The organism is Providencia sp. PROV080, assembly GCF_033688105.1.
In the GTDB taxonomy this organism is placed as follows: domain Bacteria; phylum Pseudomonadota; class Gammaproteobacteria; order Enterobacterales; family Enterobacteriaceae; genus Providencia; species Providencia zhejiangensis.
In genome coordinates, this window is the sequence record NZ_CP096346.1 from 937,404 (window position 1) to 956,946 (window position 19,543).

Annotated in this window: 19 protein-coding genes; 5 read left to right on the forward strand and 14 right to left on the reverse strand. The window is 40.8% G+C overall.

The window, feature by feature from the left end:
• Positions 1–51: 51 nt before the first annotated feature.
• The 9 genes from hpaI to M1F03_RS04060 all read right to left on the reverse strand — a co-directional run bounded on the left by hpaI (position 52) and on the right by M1F03_RS04060 (position 8,744).
• Entirely contained in the window at positions 52–858 is an 807-nt protein-coding gene (gene hpaI / locus M1F03_RS04020) for a 4-hydroxy-2-oxoheptanedioate aldolase (RefSeq protein WP_163860738.1), read from the reverse strand.
• A gap of 9 nt (positions 859–867) precedes the next feature.
• Positions 868–1,671, reverse strand: coding sequence for a 2-oxo-hept-4-ene-1,7-dioate hydratase (gene hpaH / locus M1F03_RS04025; protein ID WP_154623384.1), 804 nt, complete (start codon positions 1,669–1,671; stop codon positions 868–870).
• 103 nt (positions 1,672–1,774) lie between these two features.
• Entirely contained in the window at positions 1,775–3,241 is a 1,467-nt protein-coding gene (locus tag M1F03_RS04030) for an NAD-dependent succinate-semialdehyde dehydrogenase (RefSeq protein WP_154623385.1), read from the reverse strand.
• Complete coding sequence (locus M1F03_RS04035) at positions 3,238–4,464, reverse strand: Bcr/CflA family multidrug efflux MFS transporter (protein ID WP_154623386.1); 1,227 nt, start codon at positions 4,462–4,464, stop codon at positions 3,238–3,240. The genes M1F03_RS04030 and M1F03_RS04035 overlap by 4 nt, the downstream gene beginning before the upstream one ends.
• Before the next feature lie 9 nt (positions 4,465–4,473).
• Positions 4,474–4,854: a 5-carboxymethyl-2-hydroxymuconate Delta-isomerase gene (locus M1F03_RS04040; RefSeq protein WP_154623387.1), complete on the reverse strand. Its 381-nt coding sequence runs from the start codon at positions 4,852–4,854 to the stop codon at positions 4,474–4,476.
• Positions 4,855–4,863: 9 nt separating this feature from the next.
• Positions 4,864–5,745: a 3,4-dihydroxyphenylacetate 2,3-dioxygenase gene (hpaD, locus tag M1F03_RS04045; protein WP_154623388.1), complete on the reverse strand. Its 882-nt coding sequence runs from the start codon at positions 5,743–5,745 to the stop codon at positions 4,864–4,866.
• Between the two features lie 137 nt (positions 5,746–5,882).
• Positions 5,883–7,349 carry a 5-carboxymethyl-2-hydroxymuconate semialdehyde dehydrogenase gene (gene hpaE, locus M1F03_RS04050; RefSeq protein WP_154623389.1) on the reverse strand — a complete coding sequence of 489 codons (1,467 nt, stop codon included), beginning with the start codon at positions 7,347–7,349 and terminating at the stop codon, positions 5,883–5,885.
• Positions 7,342–8,115, reverse strand: coding sequence for a fumarylacetoacetate hydrolase family protein (locus M1F03_RS04055; RefSeq protein WP_154623390.1), 774 nt, complete (start codon positions 8,113–8,115; stop codon positions 7,342–7,344). The genes hpaE and M1F03_RS04055 overlap by 8 nt, the downstream gene beginning before the upstream one ends.
• The gene (locus M1F03_RS04060; protein ID WP_154623391.1) at positions 8,115–8,744 is read right to left on the reverse strand and encodes a fumarylacetoacetate hydrolase family protein; all 630 of its coding nucleotides are present in this window, start codon (positions 8,742–8,744) and stop codon (positions 8,115–8,117) included. The genes M1F03_RS04055 and M1F03_RS04060 overlap by 1 nt, the downstream gene beginning before the upstream one ends.
• 405 nt (positions 8,745–9,149) lie before the next feature.
• Between M1F03_RS04060 and hpaR the strand changes: the two genes are divergently transcribed.
• Positions 9,150–9,602, forward strand: coding sequence for a homoprotocatechuate degradation operon regulator HpaR (hpaR, locus tag M1F03_RS04065; RefSeq protein ID WP_154623326.1), 453 nt, complete (start codon positions 9,150–9,152; stop codon positions 9,600–9,602).
• Between the two features lie 107 nt (positions 9,603–9,709).
• Here the strand turns inward: hpaR and M1F03_RS04070 are convergent, their stop codons facing one another.
• From M1F03_RS04070 to M1F03_RS04085, 4 genes are all read right to left on the reverse strand, one after another.
• Positions 9,710–11,716, reverse strand: a complete 2,007-nt coding sequence (locus tag M1F03_RS04070) for a BCCT family transporter (RefSeq protein WP_154623327.1) — start codon at positions 11,714–11,716, stop codon at positions 9,710–9,712.
• Positions 11,717–12,190: 474 nt separating this feature from the next.
• Positions 12,191–12,457 (reverse strand): DksA/TraR family C4-type zinc finger protein, encoded by a 267-nt coding sequence (locus M1F03_RS04075; protein WP_154623328.1) that lies wholly within the window; start codon positions 12,455–12,457, stop codon positions 12,191–12,193.
• Between the two features lie 73 nt (positions 12,458–12,530).
• Positions 12,531–12,968 carry a GNAT family N-acetyltransferase gene (locus M1F03_RS04080; RefSeq protein ID WP_251465151.1) on the reverse strand — a complete coding sequence of 146 codons (438 nt, stop codon included), beginning with the start codon at positions 12,966–12,968 and terminating at the stop codon, positions 12,531–12,533.
• A gap of 172 nt (positions 12,969–13,140) precedes the next feature.
• On the reverse strand, positions 13,141–13,686 hold the full coding sequence (locus M1F03_RS04085) for a hypothetical protein (RefSeq protein WP_154623330.1): 546 nt from the start codon (positions 13,684–13,686) through the stop codon (positions 13,141–13,143).
• A 309-nt stretch (positions 13,687–13,995) separates the two neighbouring features.
• On the opposite strand from M1F03_RS04085, the gene M1F03_RS04090 reads away from it, so the two are divergent.
• A complete protein-coding gene (locus M1F03_RS04090; protein ID WP_251465153.1) occupies positions 13,996–14,649 on the forward strand; it encodes a DUF421 domain-containing protein in 654 nt (217 codons plus the stop codon).
• 58 nt (positions 14,650–14,707) lie between these two features.
• Here the strand turns inward: M1F03_RS04090 and cptA are convergent, their stop codons facing one another.
• A complete protein-coding gene (cptA, locus tag M1F03_RS04095; protein ID WP_154621790.1) occupies positions 14,708–16,417 on the reverse strand; it encodes a phosphoethanolamine transferase CptA in 1,710 nt (569 codons plus the stop codon).
• Between the two features lie 379 nt (positions 16,418–16,796).
• Between cptA and M1F03_RS04100 the strand changes: the two genes are divergently transcribed.
• From M1F03_RS04100 to ccmB, 3 genes are read left to right on the forward strand one after another with little or no spacing between them, the layout of a single operon-like run.
• Positions 16,797–17,972, forward strand: coding sequence for an ion channel (locus M1F03_RS04100; RefSeq protein WP_154621791.1), 1,176 nt, complete (start codon positions 16,797–16,799; stop codon positions 17,970–17,972).
• A gap of 29 nt (positions 17,973–18,001) precedes the next feature.
• Positions 18,002–18,619: a cytochrome c biogenesis heme-transporting ATPase CcmA gene (gene ccmA, locus M1F03_RS04105; RefSeq protein WP_154621792.1), complete on the forward strand. Its 618-nt coding sequence runs from the start codon at positions 18,002–18,004 to the stop codon at positions 18,617–18,619.
• Positions 18,619–19,284 (forward strand): heme exporter protein CcmB, encoded by a 666-nt coding sequence (ccmB, locus tag M1F03_RS04110; protein WP_154621793.1) that lies wholly within the window; start codon positions 18,619–18,621, stop codon positions 19,282–19,284. The genes ccmA and ccmB overlap by 1 nt, the downstream gene beginning before the upstream one ends.
• Positions 19,285–19,543: the final 259 nt, after the last annotated feature.

A 19,543-nucleotide genomic window follows, 5' to 3' on the forward strand; every position in this document is an offset into this window, starting at 1 on the left:
ATTACATCAATAAAATGACATAAGAAGTCTTTACTACTGTATTAGCACTCATTAATACACGCTTGGTGTATTGGATGTAACCTCAGTAACGGTATTGCCAAAGCGAGCTGCGAGTGCTTCTGCACCACGAGCTAACAATGTTGTATCAACACCCACCGCAACAAATAGTGCACCTAATTTTAAATAATGTTCAGCAACATCAGGTGCTGCCATTAAAATACCGGGTGCAATGCCCGCTGCGCGAATTTGTACGATCGCTTTTTCGATCACAGCTTTAACATCAGGGTGGTTTGGATTACCGGAATAGCCCATATCAGCGCTAAGATCAGCAGGGCCGATAAAGACACCATCAATGCCTTCAACTTGCAAAATTTCTGACAGGTTATTGATCGCTTCACGAGTTTCAACCTGTACAATGACGCACATCTCATCATTGGCACGTTGCAGGTAATCAGGAATACGATTCCAGCGAGATGCCCGTGCTAAAGCACTGCCAACGCCACGGATCCCAGCAGGCGGGTAGCGTGTTGCACGCACAGCTTGCTTGGCTTGCTCCGCATTCTGTACCATTGGCAGTAATAACGTCTGTGCACCAATATCTAATAGCTGTTTAATGATCACCGGATCATTCCAAGGCGGACGAACGACCGGTTGTGATGGATAAGGGGCAATCGCTTGTAACTGAGTTAAGATGGTTTGCACATTATTAGGTGCGTGTTCACCATCAATCAGCAGCCAGTCGAAGCCAGCTCCCGCAACAAGCTCTGCACTGTATGAACTGCATAATCCCAGCCATAAGCCAATTTGTGGTCGACCTTCTTTTAGGGCATGTTTAAATGAATTTTGTAGGATATCCACGGTATCTCCTTAGACAAATCGGCAACTAACAGAACCCATCACACCATAATCCACATGAAATACATCCCCTTTACGAGCAGGCACTGGGCGAGTAAATGAACCACCTAGAATGATTTGTCCTGCTTCAAGTTGCACATTATGCGGAGCCAATTTATTCGCCAGCCAAGCCACACCATTTGCTGGATGGTTCAGTACTGCGGCAGCGACACCGGATTCTTCAATGACACCGTTACGATAGAGTAACGCGCTGATCCAACGTAAATCGAGATCACGTGGTTTGATCGGTCTGCCCCCTAAGATGACCGCGGCATTTGCTGCGTTATCTGAGATCGTATCAAACACTTTGCGTGGGCGTTTTGTTTCAGGGTCAATACCATGGCAGCGAGCATCAATCAGCTCCAGAGCTGGTATGACATAGTCTGTGGCGTTATAAACATCAAACAGCGTACAATTGGGTCCACTTAATGGTTTCGCTAAAACGAAAGCTAATTCAACCTCAATACGTGGAACAATAAAGCGATCGGTTGGAATTTCACAGCCATCGTCAAAAAACATATCATCAAGAAGTGCACCGTAGTCTGGCTCATCAATCTGAGAGCTAGCTTGCATCGCTTTAGATGTTAAGCCGATTTTATGGCCTTTTAGAGAACGTCCTTCAGCGATTTTTAAGCCAACCCACTCACGTTGAATCGCATAAGCATCTTCAATCGTTATTTGTGGGTGATCCAATGATATCTGACGGATCTGTTCACGTGTTTTCTCAGCCTGATTAAGTCGCTGTGCAACTTGCGATATGATATCTTTTTGTAACATGCGAGTATTGCTCCTGTTGAACTCTGCTTACCACGCAAGCAATGTAGGGCGCTTTCTAACCCGCACTGCCCTTATGGCAGTGCGGTAATCTGTCAAAATTCAATTAGTTAGTCGACAGCCCACCAAAGCAGAGATATTTCACTTCCAGATAGTCTTCAATTCCGTAACGTGAACCTTCACGCCCCAGTCCTGACTGCTTAATGCCACCAAATGGGGCAACTTCATTTGAAATAATGCCTTCATTAATACCGACCATGCCGCTTTCCAGAGCTTCTGCAACACGGTAGATACGGCCGATATCTCTAGAATAGAAATAAGAGGCTAGGCCAAATTCGGTATCATTTGCTAAATCAATAGCGTCTTGCTCATCGCGGAACTTAAACAATGGTGCTAAAGGCCCAAAAGTTTCTTCTTTGGCGACGACCATGGCTTCAGTGACATCAGCTAATACAGTGGGTTCAAAGAATAAACCGCCTAGTGATGCCGGTTTTCCGCCTGTGAGTACACGAGCACCTTTCGAGACCGCATCGGCAATGTGTTCAGTCACCTTATCGACAGCCGCTTGATTAATCAGAGGGCCTTGCTGTGAATCGGCTTGAGTGGCTGGGCCTATTTTCAGCTCATTGACAGCTTTTGCGAGGCGTTTGGCAAACTCATCATAAATGCCTTCTTGGACTAAGATACGGTTAGCACAGACACAAGTTTGTCCACTATTACGGAATTTAGCGGCTAACGCGCCTTGTACAGCGGCATCTAGATCAGCGTCATCAAAGACAATGAAAGGCGCATTTCCACCGAGTTCTAATGAAAGTTTTTTGACGGTATCGGCACATTGTGCCATCAACAACTTACCTACGCGGGTTGAACCCGTGAACGTTAATTTGCGAACGATTGGACTGGATGTCAAAACCCCACCAATGGCTTTTGCATCAGTACCAGGAACAATATTAAACACCCCAGCAGGGATACCGGCTTCCTCACCGAGTGCAGCTAGCGCTAATGCAGATAACGGTGTTTCAGCGGCAGGTTTAAGTACCATAGTACAACCCGCTGCCAGTGCTGGGCCGACTTTACGAGTGATCATGGCATTTGGGAAGTTCCATGGCGTTATCGCGGCGACCACACCAACGGGTTGTTTAATCGTGACTAAACGGCGACCGGGTAGTGGTGATGGAATGGTTTCACCATAAACGCGTTTACCTTCCTCAGCGAACCATTCAATAAAGCTTGCACCATAGGCAATTTCACCCATTGATTCAGTGAGGGATTTGCCTTGCTCCCAGCTAAGTAATTCAGCAAGTTCTTTTTGATTATCCATCATCAATTGGAACCATTTATTCAGAATTTGGCTACGTTCTTTGGCGCTTTTAGCTCGCCATGCTGGCAGGGCTTTTTCAGCGGCATCAATGGCTTGTTGGGTTTCCGCTGCGCCTACATTACTGACTTTTGCAATGATTTCACCGTTTGCTGGGTTAGTGACATCGAATTGGCTATTATCGTTGGCATTAACCCATTGACCGTTGATGTAAGCCTGCTGGCGGAATAAGGTAGAATTGACATTAATACTCATTTTTCTTTTTTCTCCGAAGGCACTGATATTAACTGTGAGCGGACATTTTTGGCCGAAAAACGTTGGCTTGTGAAACTTAATCCGGCACAGACAGCCATAACCAGCGCCATAGCAAATGGGGATTCATCCTGTAGAACAGAAACAGCAACACTCGCTAGCGCCGCCAATGCAAATTGTATTGAAATAGCAAGAGCACTGGCGCTGCCAGCAATCTTTCCTCGATGCTGCAATAACAGTGACAAACTGTTTGTACCGATAGCATTCACCATCGATAAGAACAGCACGACCAGAATAACAATAATAGGCAGGCTTTGCTGGTAGAAAATGAGTAGAAATAACCCAAACAGCAATTGAGCTCCACTTTGTAGACAGAGTATGCGAGTTAAACTGTAAACCTTGAGTAATCTTACATTCAGCAGTAATACCGCTATCATGCCGAGAATATTACAGCCAAATAATAAGCCGTAATGCTGTTCCGAGACCCCGAAATAATTAATATAGACAAAAGGGGATCCACTAATAAAAGCGAACATGCCTGCAAAAGAGAAAGCCATAGTGCCAATAATGCTTAGCGCTTCTCTGTCACTCAGCACTTGGGCATAATTATGGAATGCAACGCGGAGTAAGTTTTGAGATGCCTCTTGATGCGGCAGTGTTTCAGGGAGTAAGAAAAAAATACAACAAGTGGAACAAAGTCCTATCAGCGCAAGAAGATAGAAGATCACTTGCCATTGATAGTGAATTAATAAAAAACCACCGAGTAGCGGCGCTAGCAGCGGGGCGATCATGGTGACTAGCGTCATCAGCGACAAGACTTTAGGGAGTTCAGCCGTAGGATAAACATCTCTTGCGATCGCTCGAGCCATGACAATGGCGGCTCCACTTCCAAAGGCTTGTAATGCACGGAATGCAATTAAGGTATTAGCCGATGAAGCTTGCGCACAGAGTAAACTCGCGAGTGTAAAAATAATGAGGCCACTTAACAGCATCTTACGACGACCGAGAAGATCACTGAGTGGCCCATAAAACAGCATACCAATACAGAAGCCTGCAAAAAAAGCGCCGAGCGTATATTGCATCTGTCCTTGAGTCGCATGGAGATCATTCCCCATTTGCGGTAATGCGGGCAGATACATATCTATCGATAATGGTCCAAATGCTACTAATGAACCTAATAATGGAATTAAGTAGCGAGGAATCTGTCTATCGAACGCAGCTGGCATCATGCTTCCTTATTTAAAGAGAGCGTGAACATTGTTTTGTTTGTAATTCAAAACAGGATCAAGCTCTTCCATAGTCAATGACAAAGCAAGATATCTCTCATTCATAAGCTGAGCGAAGTGCTCTTTGATGAGTGAAAATAACATCTGGCCTGTTTTCTCTCGATCTTCAAGTGAACGTCCAGCGCCAATCTTGAGTGTCATATGGACGAAAGCGTAGTCATGCTGACCATCGGCCATCTGCCAAGTATCTAACCAAATAGCACGGCTACGGATCCCGCCTAAAGGGAAAATACCTGTTCCAGCTAATGCACTGTTTACCTTAGCAAATAGCTCAGGTAGATTGGCTTGATCACGAATATTGTCTGTACATTCAGCAATAAAATGCGGCATGATCACTCCTTACGCATTCGCTTCTTGTTTATCAGTGATATAACTTGGCAGAGGGAATATGGCATTGATTTGCCCAGTTCCTGAACTTGCAAACAAATCAGTTAACACTTCCACTTTTTCAGCGTATTTATCCCAGCCCAGCATGCCCAACAGCATTACAGTATCGTGCATATGGCCTTCGCCATAACAGTAGTCGGCATATTCAGGCAACATTTTGCAGAACTCTTCAAAACGGCCTTCACGCCATAATTTGACAACGCGCTTATCCATCTGCTCATCAAATTCACGGGTATAATTATTCATGCCTTCTTCTGCACGATGGTCATCAATAAAACGATGGGATAGTGAACCACTCGCAAATACTGCAACAGTACCATCATATTTTTCGATGGCAGTGAGTACCGCTTCACCTAACTTACGGCTGGATTCAAAACTATGGGAGGTACAAAAGGCAGAAATAGAGATCACTTTAAAATGACGATCGCTATTCATATAACGCATAGGAACTAACGTTGCATATTCCAATGTTAAGCTTGGAATTTCATGTGATTGAGCACGAACACCTAATTTACGCGCCTCTTCACCGATCATACGTCCGAGCTCTGAGTTACCATCGTACTCATATTCCATATCGCGAATGAAATGAGGGAGCTCATTACTGGTGTAAATCCCTTTAAAGTGATCAGCACAGTTAATATGGTAAGCGCTGTTTACTAACCAGTGAGTATCAAAAACAATAATAGTATCAACACCAAGTTCGCGGCAACGACGGCTGATTTCTTTGTGACCATCAATAGCGGATTGACGGCAGCCGTGGTGTTTGCCGGGTAATTCTGACAAGTACATGGATGGAACATGTGTTATTTTTGCCGCAAGTGCTAATTTACCCATAAGTTTTTACCTCCCCCGTCGTATTTCGAGCTGTAGCAAAAAAATGAATTTGCATAACTACAGCTCGAACTATTTAGGGCACAAGTTAAATTAAATATTTATTATTGAATTACCAATAATTTAATTATCTCAATGAATTAAACACCCCAACGAGGAATATTATGATCCCCGAAGGAAATACAAACGTTCTTCATTTCTGCAAAAACTTCAAAGCTATATTCACCGCCTTCACGGCCTACACCTGAGGCTTTAACGCCACCAAATGGTTGACGCAGGTCACGTACGTTTTGGGTATTAACAAACACCATACCGGCTTCAATGCTGCGAGATAAACGTAAGATCTTGCTGACATCTTGTGTCCAAATATAAGAGGCTAAGCCATACTCAACATCATTAGCCATGCGTAAACCGTCTTCTTCTGACTTGAATGGAATTAAGCAAGCGACAGGGCCAAATATTTCTTCTTGAGCAACACGCATACGGTTATCGACATCGGCCAATACAGTAGGTCGTAAGAAATTCCCATTTTTCAGATGAGCAGGTAGATCGGTTGGCTTATCTGGGCCTCCTGCTAATAAGGTTGCACCTTCTTCCACGCCAAGACGGATATAGCCAGAAACCTTGTTCCAATGCTGTTCGCTGATCAGTGCACCCACTTGAGTTTTGGGATCGGTAGGGTCACCAACGATAAGGCGGTTAGCGCGCTCTGCAAAACGTTTAACAAATTCTGGATAGATACTTTCTTGGATAAAGATACGTGAGCCAGCAGTACAGCGTTCACCATTAATTGAGAAAATGGTAAATAGGGCAGCATCGAGTGCACGTTCGATATCAGCATCTTCAAATACGAGAACAGGAGATTTACCACCCAGTTCCATGGAGTATTTTTTCAGACCCGCATTTTGCATAATTAAACGGCCTGTCGCTGTGCCACCAGTGAAGGAAACAGCACGAACATCATGGTGTTTGACCAACGCATCACCGGCAGTGCTGCCATAGCCTTGTACCACGTTAAGTACGCCAGCAGGAATACCCGCTTCTAGTGCTAATTCACCCAAACGGTTTGCAGATAAAGGTGATAGCTCCGACATTTTCAGAACGGCGGTATTCCCTAAAGCTAAGCAAGGTGCGGTTTTCCATGTGGCCGTCATAAATGGCACGTTCCATGGTGAAATTAATGCACATACACCGACAGGTTGAATCAGCGTGTAGTTCATCATTTTATCGTCAACAGGATAGGTGCGACCGTTCATCTGTTGGCAAACTTCAGCAAAAAATTCAAAGTTATGTGAAGCTCGTGGGATCAATACGTTCTTAGTCTGATGAATTGGTAGACCTGTATCCTGTGTTTCCATTTCTGCAATTTCAGGCACGTTTTGATCGATTAATTCACCTAAGCGGCGCATTAAGCGAGCGCGCTCTTTCATCGGCGTATTAGCCCATTTAGGGAATGCTTCTTTGGCGGCAGCAACGGCTTGATTGATTTCATCTTGTCCACCTGAAGCAACTTCTGCTAGTACTTCACCTGTTGCTGGGTTGGTGGTTTCGAAATAGTCTTTGCTGGCAACATTTTTGCCATTAATCCAATGATTAATCTTAGTCATTACAACGTTCCTCATATTCTTTCTCGCTGACAATATAATTAATCAGCCGGCCTACACCCTCAACTTCAACGATCACTTCATCACCAGGCACAACATCGGAAAGTCCTTTTGGCGTTCCTGTTGCTATCATGTCACCCGGTTGCAGTGTCATAAAATCACTTAGGTAGGAAATTAAAAATGGAATATTGAAAATGAGATCAGCCGTCGTCCCTTTTTGACGCAGTTCTCCATTAACATAGGTATAAAGCGCAAGATTGTGCGGATCTTTAATCTGATCTTTGTCGATAACCCATGGTCCAATTGGCGTTAAAGTGTCACGGCTCTTGACGCGAAGATTTGGACGGTAGTAGTTTTCTAAATAGTCACGGATCGCATAGTCGTTACACACGGTATAGCCTGCAACATAATCCATCGCGTCTTCTTGCGATACTTTATGTGCCGCTTTGCCAATCACGACAACGAGTTCTGATTCGTAGTGCATGTATTCGACATTATCAGGGCGAACTGAGACTTGACGGTGACCTGTTAACGTATTGTCTGCTTTGATAAAAATGAGTGGCTCTTCAGGTGGCTTAAAGTCTAATTCAGTCGCATGGTCAGCATAATTCAGGCCAAGGGCGAACAGTGTTCCTCTGACCGGTGGTAGCCATTCAACATGTGCGTCATCACCTGCAATGACTTGGCCATTGGGTAATGTGATCTCTTCATTATCGCCAACAGTGACTGAATACTCAGTACCTTGATAACGGATTTTAGCATGCTTCATTATTGTCCTCCCGCCGCGACAACTTTATTGCGTAAGCTTGGAAAGCCCTCTGCTTGAACAGTAACTTCATCACCTGGTTGGATAGTGATACGTTGATGAGGGGTTCCCATCAGAATCACATCACCTTCTTTTAAAGTTGCAAATTCGCTGAGTGCGGCAACTAATTCACTGGCATCGCGAACGAGATCTTTGGTTGACCAACGATCGGCTTCTTTACCATTGATAAGCGTGATGATGTCTATTGGTGCTGCTAAAGCGGTTTGAATCATTTCCCCAATAGGGCAGAAACTATCACAGCATTTTGCTTTGATAGCTGGACGATAAAATGACTCCTCTGGGAGACTAACTTCGTTCGCTAGCGCAAAGCCTGCAATATAATTTTTGGCTTCAGATTGACTGACTTTACGTGCATTTTTACCAATAATGAGTGCCAGTGTTGCACCACTTTGCACCACTTCACCCGCAGGATGTAAAATATTATCCCCTGAGTTAATTCGAGTATTACGCGGTTTTATAAACCACACCGGTGTTTTTGGTGGGGTTTTATAAGGGGCTTGCCCGAATGCCTCATGCCAGTGTTCCACTTGGCTTTGATGATTGAGGGCAACGGCAAAAACGGTGCCTTTCATTGACAACTCCTTATTAGAAAAACAAAGATTTTGAATGATTGTTAATATATTAATAATGTATTAATTTGGAATTGGCAATAGGTGAACTGAATTGTTAATTTTAATTGTGATCTCTTTAACATATTCGGTTTTTTTTCATGTAACCCTTTAATATTCAGGGTTTTGATATTTTTTTTGATTTTTTATTGTAACTTTTTATTAACTTTTTGTGAGTGAGGTGGATTATTTACTCATTAATATTTTAGGGTTTTTCTTTGTGATTGTTATTTTACCGTGCTAACCTTGGTTCTAAGTAGATAGAATAGGCTATCACTGAAAAAATTTGCGGTGTTAAGGCGCAATATCTAGTCCAATACCAACCTATTGGTATTAAATAAACATTTTAGAGTGGTGAGTTTTAGACTTATGCATGAATCATTGACAATTGCATTATTACAGGCAAGAGAGACCGCGATGGGGTTCTTTCGACCTATTTTAAAGTCATATAATTTGACTGAACAGCAATGGCGTATTATCCGAGTACTTGCTGATAAACGCTCTATCGATTTCCATGAGTTATCAGTTAAAACCTGCATTCTGCGTCCTAGTTTGACGGGTATTTTGACTCGTATGGAGCGAGAAGGCTTAATTTTTCGCTTAAAACCACTCAATGATCAGCGCAAACTCTATGTTTCTCTGACGCCTGGTGGTCAGACGCTATATGACAAAGCACGGCAAGAAGTGGAAGAAGGTTATCAAAAAATTGAGCAGGCATTTTCTCATGAAAAAATGCAGCAATTAACGGCCCTGTTAGATGAATTAATTGCTTTAGAAAGCCCTGATTACAGTAATATGGCTGATAAAAAAGAGAGTGCCTAAAATCGTCGTGTCGCTCTACTTATGGTAGCGTGTAAAAATCACTAGCCCCTTAAATCAAGTTATGCTCGATTAAGGGGCTATTTTTAGTTATCTAACGGACGTAGCGATTATTTACCTAATAAATGCAAGAAGTGAATGTGTTTTTCGTACTGGTCGAGAATATCATGAATAACCTGTTCTTTGGTCCAGCCCATCACATCATAATCCTGCCCACCTTCTTTAAGGTGAACTTCAGCGCGGTAATATTTTTGCTCTTCGCTTTTCTCATCATCACTATCTGTTCCCATGCCAGAAAGCGCAAAAGAAGGTTGGACATAGTAGCGCAAGCGAACTTCATATAGGAAATTCATGTCTTCGCCTAAATCAACTTCAAAGCCAATTCTGTCATCTTTATCATCATAGATATGACAAGTTGTATTCTGTTTCGCAAGCTCTTCAGAAACCATCTCCATTGAAGGATGAACGACCTCACCAAGGAAACGTTTAACCTGATTACGTTTTGGGAAATAAGCGATATTACGCAAACGGCGTTGCCATGGAATAGGGTTACGGCTTGCGGTTGGTGCGATTGTCGCAAGTTGCTGGCTATCACGCTTATAAGCATCAACACGTAATGCTTTGAATAGACCATAGATTGCCACTAAAAGTACCATCGCGAAAGGCAAGGCACTTGCAATGGTTAAGGTTTGTAAGGCTTGTAAACCACCTGCGAGTAATAACGTAATGGCCACGACGCCCATTAACCCAGCCCAGAAGATCCTCTGCCAAACCGGTGTATTTGAATCACCACCTGACGCTAAAGTATCGACAACCATTGCACCTGAGTCTGCGGATGTGACGAAAAACACAATGACCATCAGCATGGCAAAAAATGATAATACGGTAGAGAATGGGAAGTAAGTTAAAAACTCAAATAGTGCGAGGGATACATCCGACTGCACGGTTTCTGCTAATTTAACCGCATCTTGGTTTTTGATTAGATTGATCGCAGAGTTACCAAAGAATGTCATCCACATCAATGTAAAACCAGCAGGAACGAATAAGACGCCGGTGACGAATTCACGGATAGTACGTCCACGTGAAATTCGAGCAATAAACATCCCAACAAATGGAGACCAAGATAACCACCATCCCCAATAAAGTAATGTCCAGCCACCAAGCCAATCGCTCGATTTAGGTTCATAGGCATATAAATTAAAGGTTTTATTCACAATTTCGGATAGATAGCCACCCGTATTTTCTACAAATGATTTAAGTAATAAAACCGTTGGTCCCAGAGAGAGTACCAGTAGCATCAATATAAAGGCTAAACCTAAGTTTAATTCAGAGAGAATACGGATCCCTTTATCAAGACCAGAGACTACTGAAAGTGTTGCAAGACCAGTAAAAAGAACAATTAAAACAACTTGTACTGTCGGATTAACAGGTAAACCAAACAAATGATTCATACCCGCATTAACCTGCAACACACCAAATCCTAGTGATGTTGCGACGCCGAAAACGGTCCCCACGACAGCAAAAATATCAACAAAATGGCCGATCGGTCCATAGATACGCTCACCGATAATTGGATATAACGCAGAGCGTAATGTTAGCGGTAGCCCATGGCGGTAACTAAAAAAGGCTAAGATCAGCGCAACAATGGCATAGATTGCCCATGCATGTAGACCCCAGTGGAAGAAGGTCAAGCGCATGGCTTCTTTTGCGGCTTCGACGGTTTGAGGGTCACCAACAGGCGGATTGAGATAGTGCATTACAGGTTCTGCAACGCCAAAGAACATCAATCCAATCCCCATCCCCGCAGAAAAAAGCATAGCAAACCATGAAACATAGCTAAAATTGGGCTGCGCATGATCAGGTCCCAGTTTTATCTGTCCATAACGAGAGAGTCCCAGATAAGTCACACTCAAAAGAACGATAGCTACGGCTAAAATATAGAACCAGCTAGCATTATTGAAGAGGTTTTGTTGAAGATGACTTAGATGAGATTCTGCTATTTCAGGCATGAGGGCAGCAAAGCCGACAATCACCAAAATAACGAAAGCAGAGGTATAAAACACGGGAGGACTAATTTTTGAGCGAAATTTTTTCGAATCAGTACTATTTTGACTCATAACGACCTTCTTTGATTTTATTTTTGGCATACCAATAAATGAGCTGAGTATGCGGTGAGCTGTCCTTCTTAATGAACCAATGAAATTACGAAAGGGTCCCAATTGGGAAACGATAGAAAGAACAATAATGAAACAGTTTATAGAGATAGCGAAATGACAGATAGTTGACTGAGTTTGCTATCGATATTTTTTGACAGTTAATACCCCATTTGCAAAAAAACAGGCAGATATACTGCCATATGCCAAGATTAATTTCAAATAAACAGAAAATAGTGCTATTTTTCATGACAAATATAGTCTTATAAATCACATTATTAACTGTAATCATTGTTATGTTTTTGACTATTTAACAAAAAGTTAGATAAAACCCTCAGAAACGTTAATTAAGTTAACGTTGTTCATCCGATAATATGCAAAAAACAGCAAGATGAGCGAATATTGCGACCCTTTATAGGGAATAGGGAGCAAACGTTTTTAACGTAACTGGCTATCTTTACTCCCTCGACGATTATATCCGCTAAACGTTGCAGTTTTATTATCGAATATATTTTGGCAGGTTATACACAATTGAACGCCAGGAAGAGCCTGACGACGTGCAATAGGGATAGGTTCCCCGCATTCTAGGCAAAACTTAGCGCTTTCCCCTGTATGAAGTTGATTTCGTGCCTTAGTAATAGCGTCATTCAGTGTTGCGTCGATTTGTTCTTGAACCGCATTTTCATTAGCCCAACCATTAGCCATAATCGCCTCGTACAAAAAAGCATCACTTCAACTAATCATAGAGGCGAAAATAGAAAATTCAAGGGAGTAGAAGCTATGTTAATGATAAAACCATATAGATATGTGCCATTCCGTCCTCATCATAGCTATCTCCCTGAGTGTGGTAGCCTAAGGCCTCATAAAAAGCGATCGCAGTGTGCTGTGCGGATAACTCAATAGATTGGAACTGGTGCTCTTTGGCATATTGCTCAACAAACGTCATGAGCTTACGACCAAGGCCTTTACCTCTATGTTGCTTGAGAACAGCGACTCTACCCACTTTGATGACCTTATGGGGGTGTAAAATACAGCGCAGCACTGCAACGGGAGTATGGTCTATATAGAGTACGACGTGTAGCGCGTTGTCATCACATTCATCAACATCAATGTCAGCTGGGAAACCTTGTTCATGAGTAAACACCTGTTGGCGTAGCTGAAACGCATGATTGACAAGTTCGGGATAGGCATAGCCAACGCTATATTTTACTTGCATATTGTCCTCTATTGCTAAATGAGTCGTTTATATTATCGAGATTTGAAGCGTTATAGCGGTATGGAGATAGAATACATACGATTTTTGTGCTCTCTATATTACAAGACTAGAGCACATAAAAAGCAGGCCGATGGAGGCCTGCTTTGAGGAAATAGAGTCAATGAGTAGATGATTACTTATTTTCTGATTTTAACTCTTCAGTCTTACTTTTAGCATCAGTGGCTAGCTCATCGGCTTTATTAATTGCATCGGTTTTCAGTTGTTGACTTTTTTCGGTGATTTTATCATTTGTTTCTGAAATTTTGTCTTTTGTTGACTCAGTGATTTCATCTGCTTTTTTGTCGGCAGCTTCTTTTAGCTCTTTGGTCTTATCTGACAATTCATTTGCTTTTTCTGTCGCTTGTTTTTCAAGTTCATCGGCTTTCTGTGTAGCGCTATCTTTGAGGTCAGCGGCTTTTTGTTCACCTGACTCTTTTAGTTCTTTCGCTTTGTCGGACAGCTCATTCGCTTTTTCTGACGCTTGTTTTTCAAGTTCATCGGCTTTTTCTGTTGCCTTTTCTTTGATTTCAGCGGCTTTCTGTTCACCTGACTCTTTTATCTGCTCTACTTTTTCTTCAGCTTGCTTCATCGTTTGGTCTTTTTTTGATGAATCATCACAACCCGCTGCCATAGTGATAATACCTGCTAGAATAAGAGAGCCAAGCATTTTCTTTTTCATAAACATTTCCTTTAGCATGTGTGAGTGGATACGGACTGACTATAAGTAGCATGATATAAATATAACTCATATTTTTAAAAATTAAAAATCAGTTGGTTCTGAATGTTTAAATTAAAGAATTAAAAGAAAAAATTATAACGAAAAATAAAATGAAAGCTTTAATGTCTCATATCAATATTTTTCTTAATATTAGAAATGCGATTGGTGATTTAGCTATAATTGAACTCTAGTATTAATCGGCAGTTAGAGAGTTATCTTTTTATTAAACGAAAATTAAGACAACCATAGGAATGCTAAAGGAAGTATTATATGAGTTATTACTATATGCTTGTTATTGTTAAGTTTATGATTGGTTTTGCTATTGTTCTTACTCATATGAATTTGTCGGGGAAAACCCAACTCTCTCAAATGACACCGATCGATTTTATTGGGAACTTTGTTTTAGGTGGGATCATCGGCGGTGTGATTTATAGCGATACGATCCCACTGTATCAGTATATTATTATACTGCTTATCGGCGTTTCATTTATTTCAGGGCTAAATTATTTAACCAAAAAATTTAACTTTATTCGTAATGTGACTATAGGTAATCCGATTCCCATTATTAGCAAGGGAAATTTCATCATGGAAAATATATTAGAAAAGGGAAATAAAATTGATATCTTGAATATATCATCAAAAATTCATGCACAAGGTGTGCACTCATTTCAAGAAATCTATTATGCACAGATTGAACCGGATGGGCAGTTAACCGTCATTTGTGACCCTACCAATATGCCATCTGTTATTGTTATGAAAGACGGTATCGCCAGAATCAATGAATTGAAGTCAGTAGAGAAAGATGAAGATTGGTTAGCCCAGCAAATGGCTAAGCGGGGAATTGATCATCCAGAATCGGTATTTCTTGCTGAATTTTGGCAAGGGGAAGTGAAATTCATCTTACAAGATGGAAAAATAAAGTAATCAGAAGAAACGCAAACATAAACATGAAGAGCCTTATGGCTCTTCATGTTGTGTACGGCTATTTTTTCAAATCATCATACAACATTAAAGATGACTTTTGCTCTGGATCGCCAATGTAGCGTGGCTGTGGTACAAACTCATGACTAAATAGACTTCTTTGCGGTATATAACCCTGATAGTTAAAACCAGCAAGATCAGACCATGAATAAATAAAATCCATAGTACTATAAGGCCTATCGGTTTTATCGTTTAAATTAAATTGATGATTTTGTAACCATTCTGGTGATTGCCATACTAGGAAAGGCACATTATAGATAACACGAGTTGGCTTACCTTCACTGCGTCCTAAAGTTTCATGAGGCGGTGTATCAAATACATCTTCACCATGATCAGAGAAAAAGACTAAAAACCCATTTTCTTTTGATGAGTCGAAATCCTTAATTAAAGATGAAACAATGTAGTCATTATAATGCTGTGCATTATCATAAGCATTGTAATCGGCAACCTCATTCTCTTTTAGATTACTAGGAACTAGATTATCTCTATCTTTAAATACTGCTTTATCTTCAGGGTAACGGAATTCATAACGCATATGAGTGCCGAGCAAGTGAACAACGATAAATTTCTTTTCTGCGGGATCTGCCAGCGCTTCTTTAAATGGCGCTAGCACCACTTCATCATAAATACGTGAGCTTTGAGCCATATCGTTATTCAAATAATATTGCTTATCGGTTTGGCGAGAAAAGGCGGTTAGTAACGTATTTCGCTCAGTCATCGTTTGCTGGTTAGTAATCCAGAATGTTTTAAACCCTGCTTGTTTCATCATATTTATGATTGAAGGGCGTGAATTAAACAGTTCAGGTTCAGTCTGAGAAGCAAAGGTCAAAATTTGTTGTAGAGCTTCAATAGTATAAGGGCGAGAACTCACAACATCTGTAAAGACAGATAAATTATCTGGATAATGTTGTTTTAATTGTTCTAGCTCTGGGGTTGTTTGGCGTGGGTAGCCATATAAACTCATCCTATCACGGCTTGTTGATTCGCCAATAACGAGAACAAACGTTCTTGGGGTATTTCCGTTAGCATCGATGAAGTTTTCCAATGGTGGGATTTTGCTATTATCACGAATCAGCTCTTCCATATTGGCTAATTGGTTTTTATAGAGGAAATAACCACTAACAAACTGCCAAGGTGCAGCATAAGCAAGTTTGCTATTGACATAAGACATCACATTTGCGATTGGCCTATCTTGCTTAATTCCTTTGTTATAATAAGGAATTGCAAATAAGACTGTCAGCACCAATAACGAAACTAATAATCTCGCCGGTACAGGCATTGAGACTGGTTTAAGTCTCGTCCATAAGAAAATAGCCACAAGAGTGTAGAGAAGAATAGCGGCAATAACTTTAAAGCTAATGTACTGTTGTAAAAATTCACCGGCTTCGTTGGTATTTGTTTCAAACATAACGAACATCACGCTTTGTGATATTTGATGTCCATATACAACAAAATACGCCAGTGCGACGACAGATGAAAGCCAAAGAATAATACCGATAAGACCAGCAACTAATTTGATGCGTTGTGGAAAGAACAGGGCGGGCACTAACCAAAGCGTACTGTACAGTAAAGAATCTCTTAATCCGATGGTATTGCTTTGTCCGGTGATAACAACATAAATTTGCAATAAAGAGGAGAAGTACCAAAAATAAATAAGCAGCCAGAACAAGGCTGACCAACTAAATTTTTTCGTGTGCGTAGAATTAACCATATTTAATTGAACTCTTATACTCGTTATGCTGGGCGATTGAGAAGAAATGTCAAAAATCGTTTTTTAGATATTATCTTCGAATTTAAGTTCAATAAAATAATTAGCTAATAATTGATTTAGACTTGGTTGATGTTTGGTTATCAATCATCCAAAAAACACTATCAAAAAAAGAATAGCTTCATCGATTACGCTTATGTTTAACGGGGTGTTGATTGATGATTTCGTTTAAGAGGGGGATAGGTGCGGGTACAAGGAAGAATAAAAATGAATAGATTGAGCTAAAAGTTAAATGAAGCACGCCATTCAAACTAACATCATTGACCAACATGTGATATATAGGAGTTTATGTAATTCTAGGTGATCAGAGGGTGAAGGAAAAATGTCAGATAACGCATTTATTGTTTTTCTGAAATCATCCTTATTTATTCGATTAGTCATATCAATACTCATCATTGTTGATGGGTATATGATCATTAAGCCTGTGTTAGGTGCCTATACATACTATATTGATTGGCGAACCAATGGCTTCACTGAGTGGCTTAAATCTCTCGGCTTTATGAAATTGTTGGATATTCCCCGCTTTCTATTAGGAATATCTTTAGTCTTTTTATCATTTTTTATGATCAACGGTGCGCGAATAGCCTGGGTTTTTTCACTGTTGCTATTAGCCATTATTTCATTTGTTGATTTAAAAATTGCAACGGAAAATGTGCATCAAGGCTACTTCTCATTAGCGCTATTTATCGCTCTTAGTGTATTTTGGAAACGCTATCATCATCACAGCTTAACGAGTGCAGGCTTTGTCGCAATAACCTGTATTATCGCTTTGTTGCTCTATTCTATTTTTGGCACGCTTTATATTGGTGATGAATTTTTGCCTGTGGTTAAAGATGGATCGACCGCATTTTATTTTGCTTTAGTCTGTATGACGACGGTTGGTTTTGGCGATATTGTTCCTGTTTCAACAGATGCTCGGGTATTTACGGTCACTGTTATTATTCTTGGTATTACCATTTTTACAACATCAGTGGTTTATGTGGTTGGGTTACTCGCTAAGGGAACAAAGGAAATTGTTCGTAAGAGGTTTTCTTATATGAAAAATCATTATGTTGTTATCGGTAGTACACCGATGGCGGTAAGTGTTTATCAAGGACTCAAAAGCCGAGAACTGCCTGTTGCGGTTATTTGTCAAGAGAGCCATCGAACACACTATCCTGAGAAGGATAATATTGTGACGGGGGATCCGACAAGCACTGAGCTATTAGCTGAATCCAATGTTAAACAGGCTAAATACGTTTTAATCATGACGGATAGTGATGCTTTGAGTACTTTCGCTTTATTAGGTGTGAAACAGCTAGCGAAGGAAGGGGTAAAAACCATTGTATTGGTTAACCAAGAAAGCAATATGGATAAAATTCGTCTACTTAACCCTGATATGCTGTTTTCATTATCTTCACTCGGGGGAGAAGTTTTGATGAAGGTGCTTTGCGGTGAAACAATATCGAATGAAAGTATTAGTGATATTCTGTTAAATAAAGTGGTGAAAAGCCAATAGCACCGAGCAACTAACAGGAACAATATACTATGCTAACTGCCGAGAAAATCAGTTGTCAGCGGCAAGATAGAGTGCTTTTTCAGCAGCTTAATTTTACTGTGCAACCAGGGCAAATTCTCCAAGTCGAAGGACCGAATGGCGCAGGAAAAACGACGTTATTACGCATGATAGCTGGACTTTTAAAGCCCGATGAAGGTGACATCTTATGGGAAAAGCAATCTATTCATCAGTTAAAAGAAGATTTTACTCGTCAATTACTCTATTTAGGGCATAAACCCGCCGTCAAATCATTACTCACTCCTTATGAAAACCTTCAGTTTTACTATCAAATGCATCATAAACATGCAGCGGGAGAGGGTTTATGGTCTGCTTTAGAAGAAGTGTCTCTGATAGGCTATGAAGATATTCCTGTCGGTCAATTATCTGCTGGGCAACAGCGTCGAGTTAATTTAGCAAGACTATGGCTAAGTGAATCCCCTTTATGGGTATTAGATGAACCTTTTACAGCGATTGATGTGGCGGGAGTAAAACGCTTAACGGAACGCTTTCATCAACATGCAGAGCAGGGGGGAATAATTCTATTCACTTCCCATCAAGCGATGTCGGGACACTTTGGAACGTTAAAACTGACAGGCGGGTATGAATAATGTTTTGGTTAGTCTTCAGAAGAGAGCTAAAAATAGCGTTTAGAAGTTTTTCGGAATTAGTGAACCCTCTATGGTTTTTCCTTATTGTGATTACATTATTTCCTTTAAGTATTGGGCCTGAGCCTCAGTTACTTTCACGTATTGCCGTAGGGATCTTTTGGGTCGCAGCCATCCTTTCCTCATTACTTTCACTTGAGCGTCTATTTAAGGATGACTATTTGGATGGTTCATTAGAGCAACTATTGTTAGCCCCCCATCCACTTTTTATAACGGTACTCGCGAAAGTGATTGCACACTGGTGTGTAACGGGGGTTCCCTTAATTTTATTATCACCTATTGCTGCATTGATGCTCTCTTTTGATGCGAGCACGCTATTAGTACTCGCAGGAACCTTATTACTTGGTACGCCTATTTTGAGTTTTATTGGGGCGATCGGTGCCGCCTTAACGGTATCTCTGAAAAAGGGCGGGGTGCTTGTCAGTTTACTTGTGTTGCCTTTATATATTCCCGTGCTTATTTATGCAACCGGAACAATGGAAGCTTATAGTTTTAATATGCCACTAAATAGCTATTTAGCTATTTTGGCTGCTTTGTTAGCCGCGAGTGTCACCCTTTCTCCCATCGCAATTGCCGCGGCATTAAAGCTTAATGTGAGTAATAGCTAATAGCCCAGTTAATATATCAAGTCGCCAACATATGCTAGGTCATTGGAATGTTTTTATTTACCTAGCATGTGTTGTTATATCTAATTTGTAATAAGTTGTGTCTTTTATATATATTCTTAAGTTAACGTTAACATTTGCAGTGCGTTATTTTTTATCTAATTGAATATTAATATATTTTCATTGTTTTATCTCATTGTGCTCGCTTGTGAAAAAGACTTTAAATATTGCGGGTTAGATGTATAATTTAAAGTGTGTTAAA

What these genes read in the sequence shown, in the direction of transcription:
- hpaH (WP_154623384.1), bottom strand. Translation starts at nt 1,671, where the DNA reads ATGTTACAAAAAGATATCATATCGCAAGTTGCACAGCGACTTAATCAG.
- M1F03_RS04030 (WP_154623385.1), bottom strand. Translation starts at nt 3,241, where the DNA reads ATGAGTATTAATGTCAATTCTACCTTATTCCGCCAGCAGGCTTACATC.
- M1F03_RS04035 (WP_154623386.1), bottom strand. Translation starts at nt 4,464, where the DNA reads ATGCCAGCTGCGTTCGATAGACAGATTCCTCGCTACTTAATTCCATTA.
- M1F03_RS04040 (WP_154623387.1), bottom strand. Translation starts at nt 4,854, where the DNA reads ATGCCGCATTTTATTGCTGAATGTACAGACAATATTCGTGATCAAGCC.
- hpaD (WP_154623388.1), bottom strand. Translation starts at nt 5,745, where the DNA reads ATGGGTAAATTAGCACTTGCGGCAAAAATAACACATGTTCCATCCATG.
- hpaE (WP_154623389.1), bottom strand. Translation starts at nt 7,349, where the DNA reads ATGACTAAGATTAATCATTGGATTAATGGCAAAAATGTTGCCAGCAAA.
- M1F03_RS04055 (WP_154623390.1), bottom strand. Translation starts at nt 8,115, where the DNA reads ATGAAGCATGCTAAAATCCGTTATCAAGGTACTGAGTATTCAGTCACT.
- M1F03_RS04060 (WP_154623391.1), bottom strand. Translation starts at nt 8,744, where the DNA reads ATGAAAGGCACCGTTTTTGCCGTTGCCCTCAATCATCAAAGCCAAGTG.
- hpaR (WP_154623326.1), top strand. Translation starts at nt 9,150, where the DNA reads ATGCATGAATCATTGACAATTGCATTATTACAGGCAAGAGAGACCGCG.
- M1F03_RS04070 (WP_154623327.1), bottom strand. Translation starts at nt 11,716, where the DNA reads ATGAGTCAAAATAGTACTGATTCGAAAAAATTTCGCTCAAAAATTAGT.
- M1F03_RS04075 (WP_154623328.1), bottom strand. Translation starts at nt 12,457, where the DNA reads ATGGCTAATGGTTGGGCTAATGAAAATGCGGTTCAAGAACAAATCGAC.
- M1F03_RS04080 (WP_251465151.1), bottom strand. Translation starts at nt 12,968, where the DNA reads ATGCAAGTAAAATATAGCGTTGGCTATGCCTATCCCGAACTTGTCAAT.
- M1F03_RS04085 (WP_154623330.1), bottom strand. Translation starts at nt 13,686, where the DNA reads ATGAAAAAGAAAATGCTTGGCTCTCTTATTCTAGCAGGTATTATCACT.
- M1F03_RS04090 (WP_251465153.1), top strand. Translation starts at nt 13,996, where the DNA reads ATGAGTTATTACTATATGCTTGTTATTGTTAAGTTTATGATTGGTTTT.
- cptA (WP_154621790.1), bottom strand. Translation starts at nt 16,417, where the DNA reads ATGGTTAATTCTACGCACACGAAAAAATTTAGTTGGTCAGCCTTGTTC.
- M1F03_RS04100 (WP_154621791.1), top strand. Translation starts at nt 16,797, where the DNA reads ATGTCAGATAACGCATTTATTGTTTTTCTGAAATCATCCTTATTTATT.
- ccmA (WP_154621792.1), top strand. Translation starts at nt 18,002, where the DNA reads ATGCTAACTGCCGAGAAAATCAGTTGTCAGCGGCAAGATAGAGTGCTT.
- ccmB (WP_154621793.1), top strand. Translation starts at nt 18,619, where the DNA reads ATGTTTTGGTTAGTCTTCAGAAGAGAGCTAAAAATAGCGTTTAGAAGT.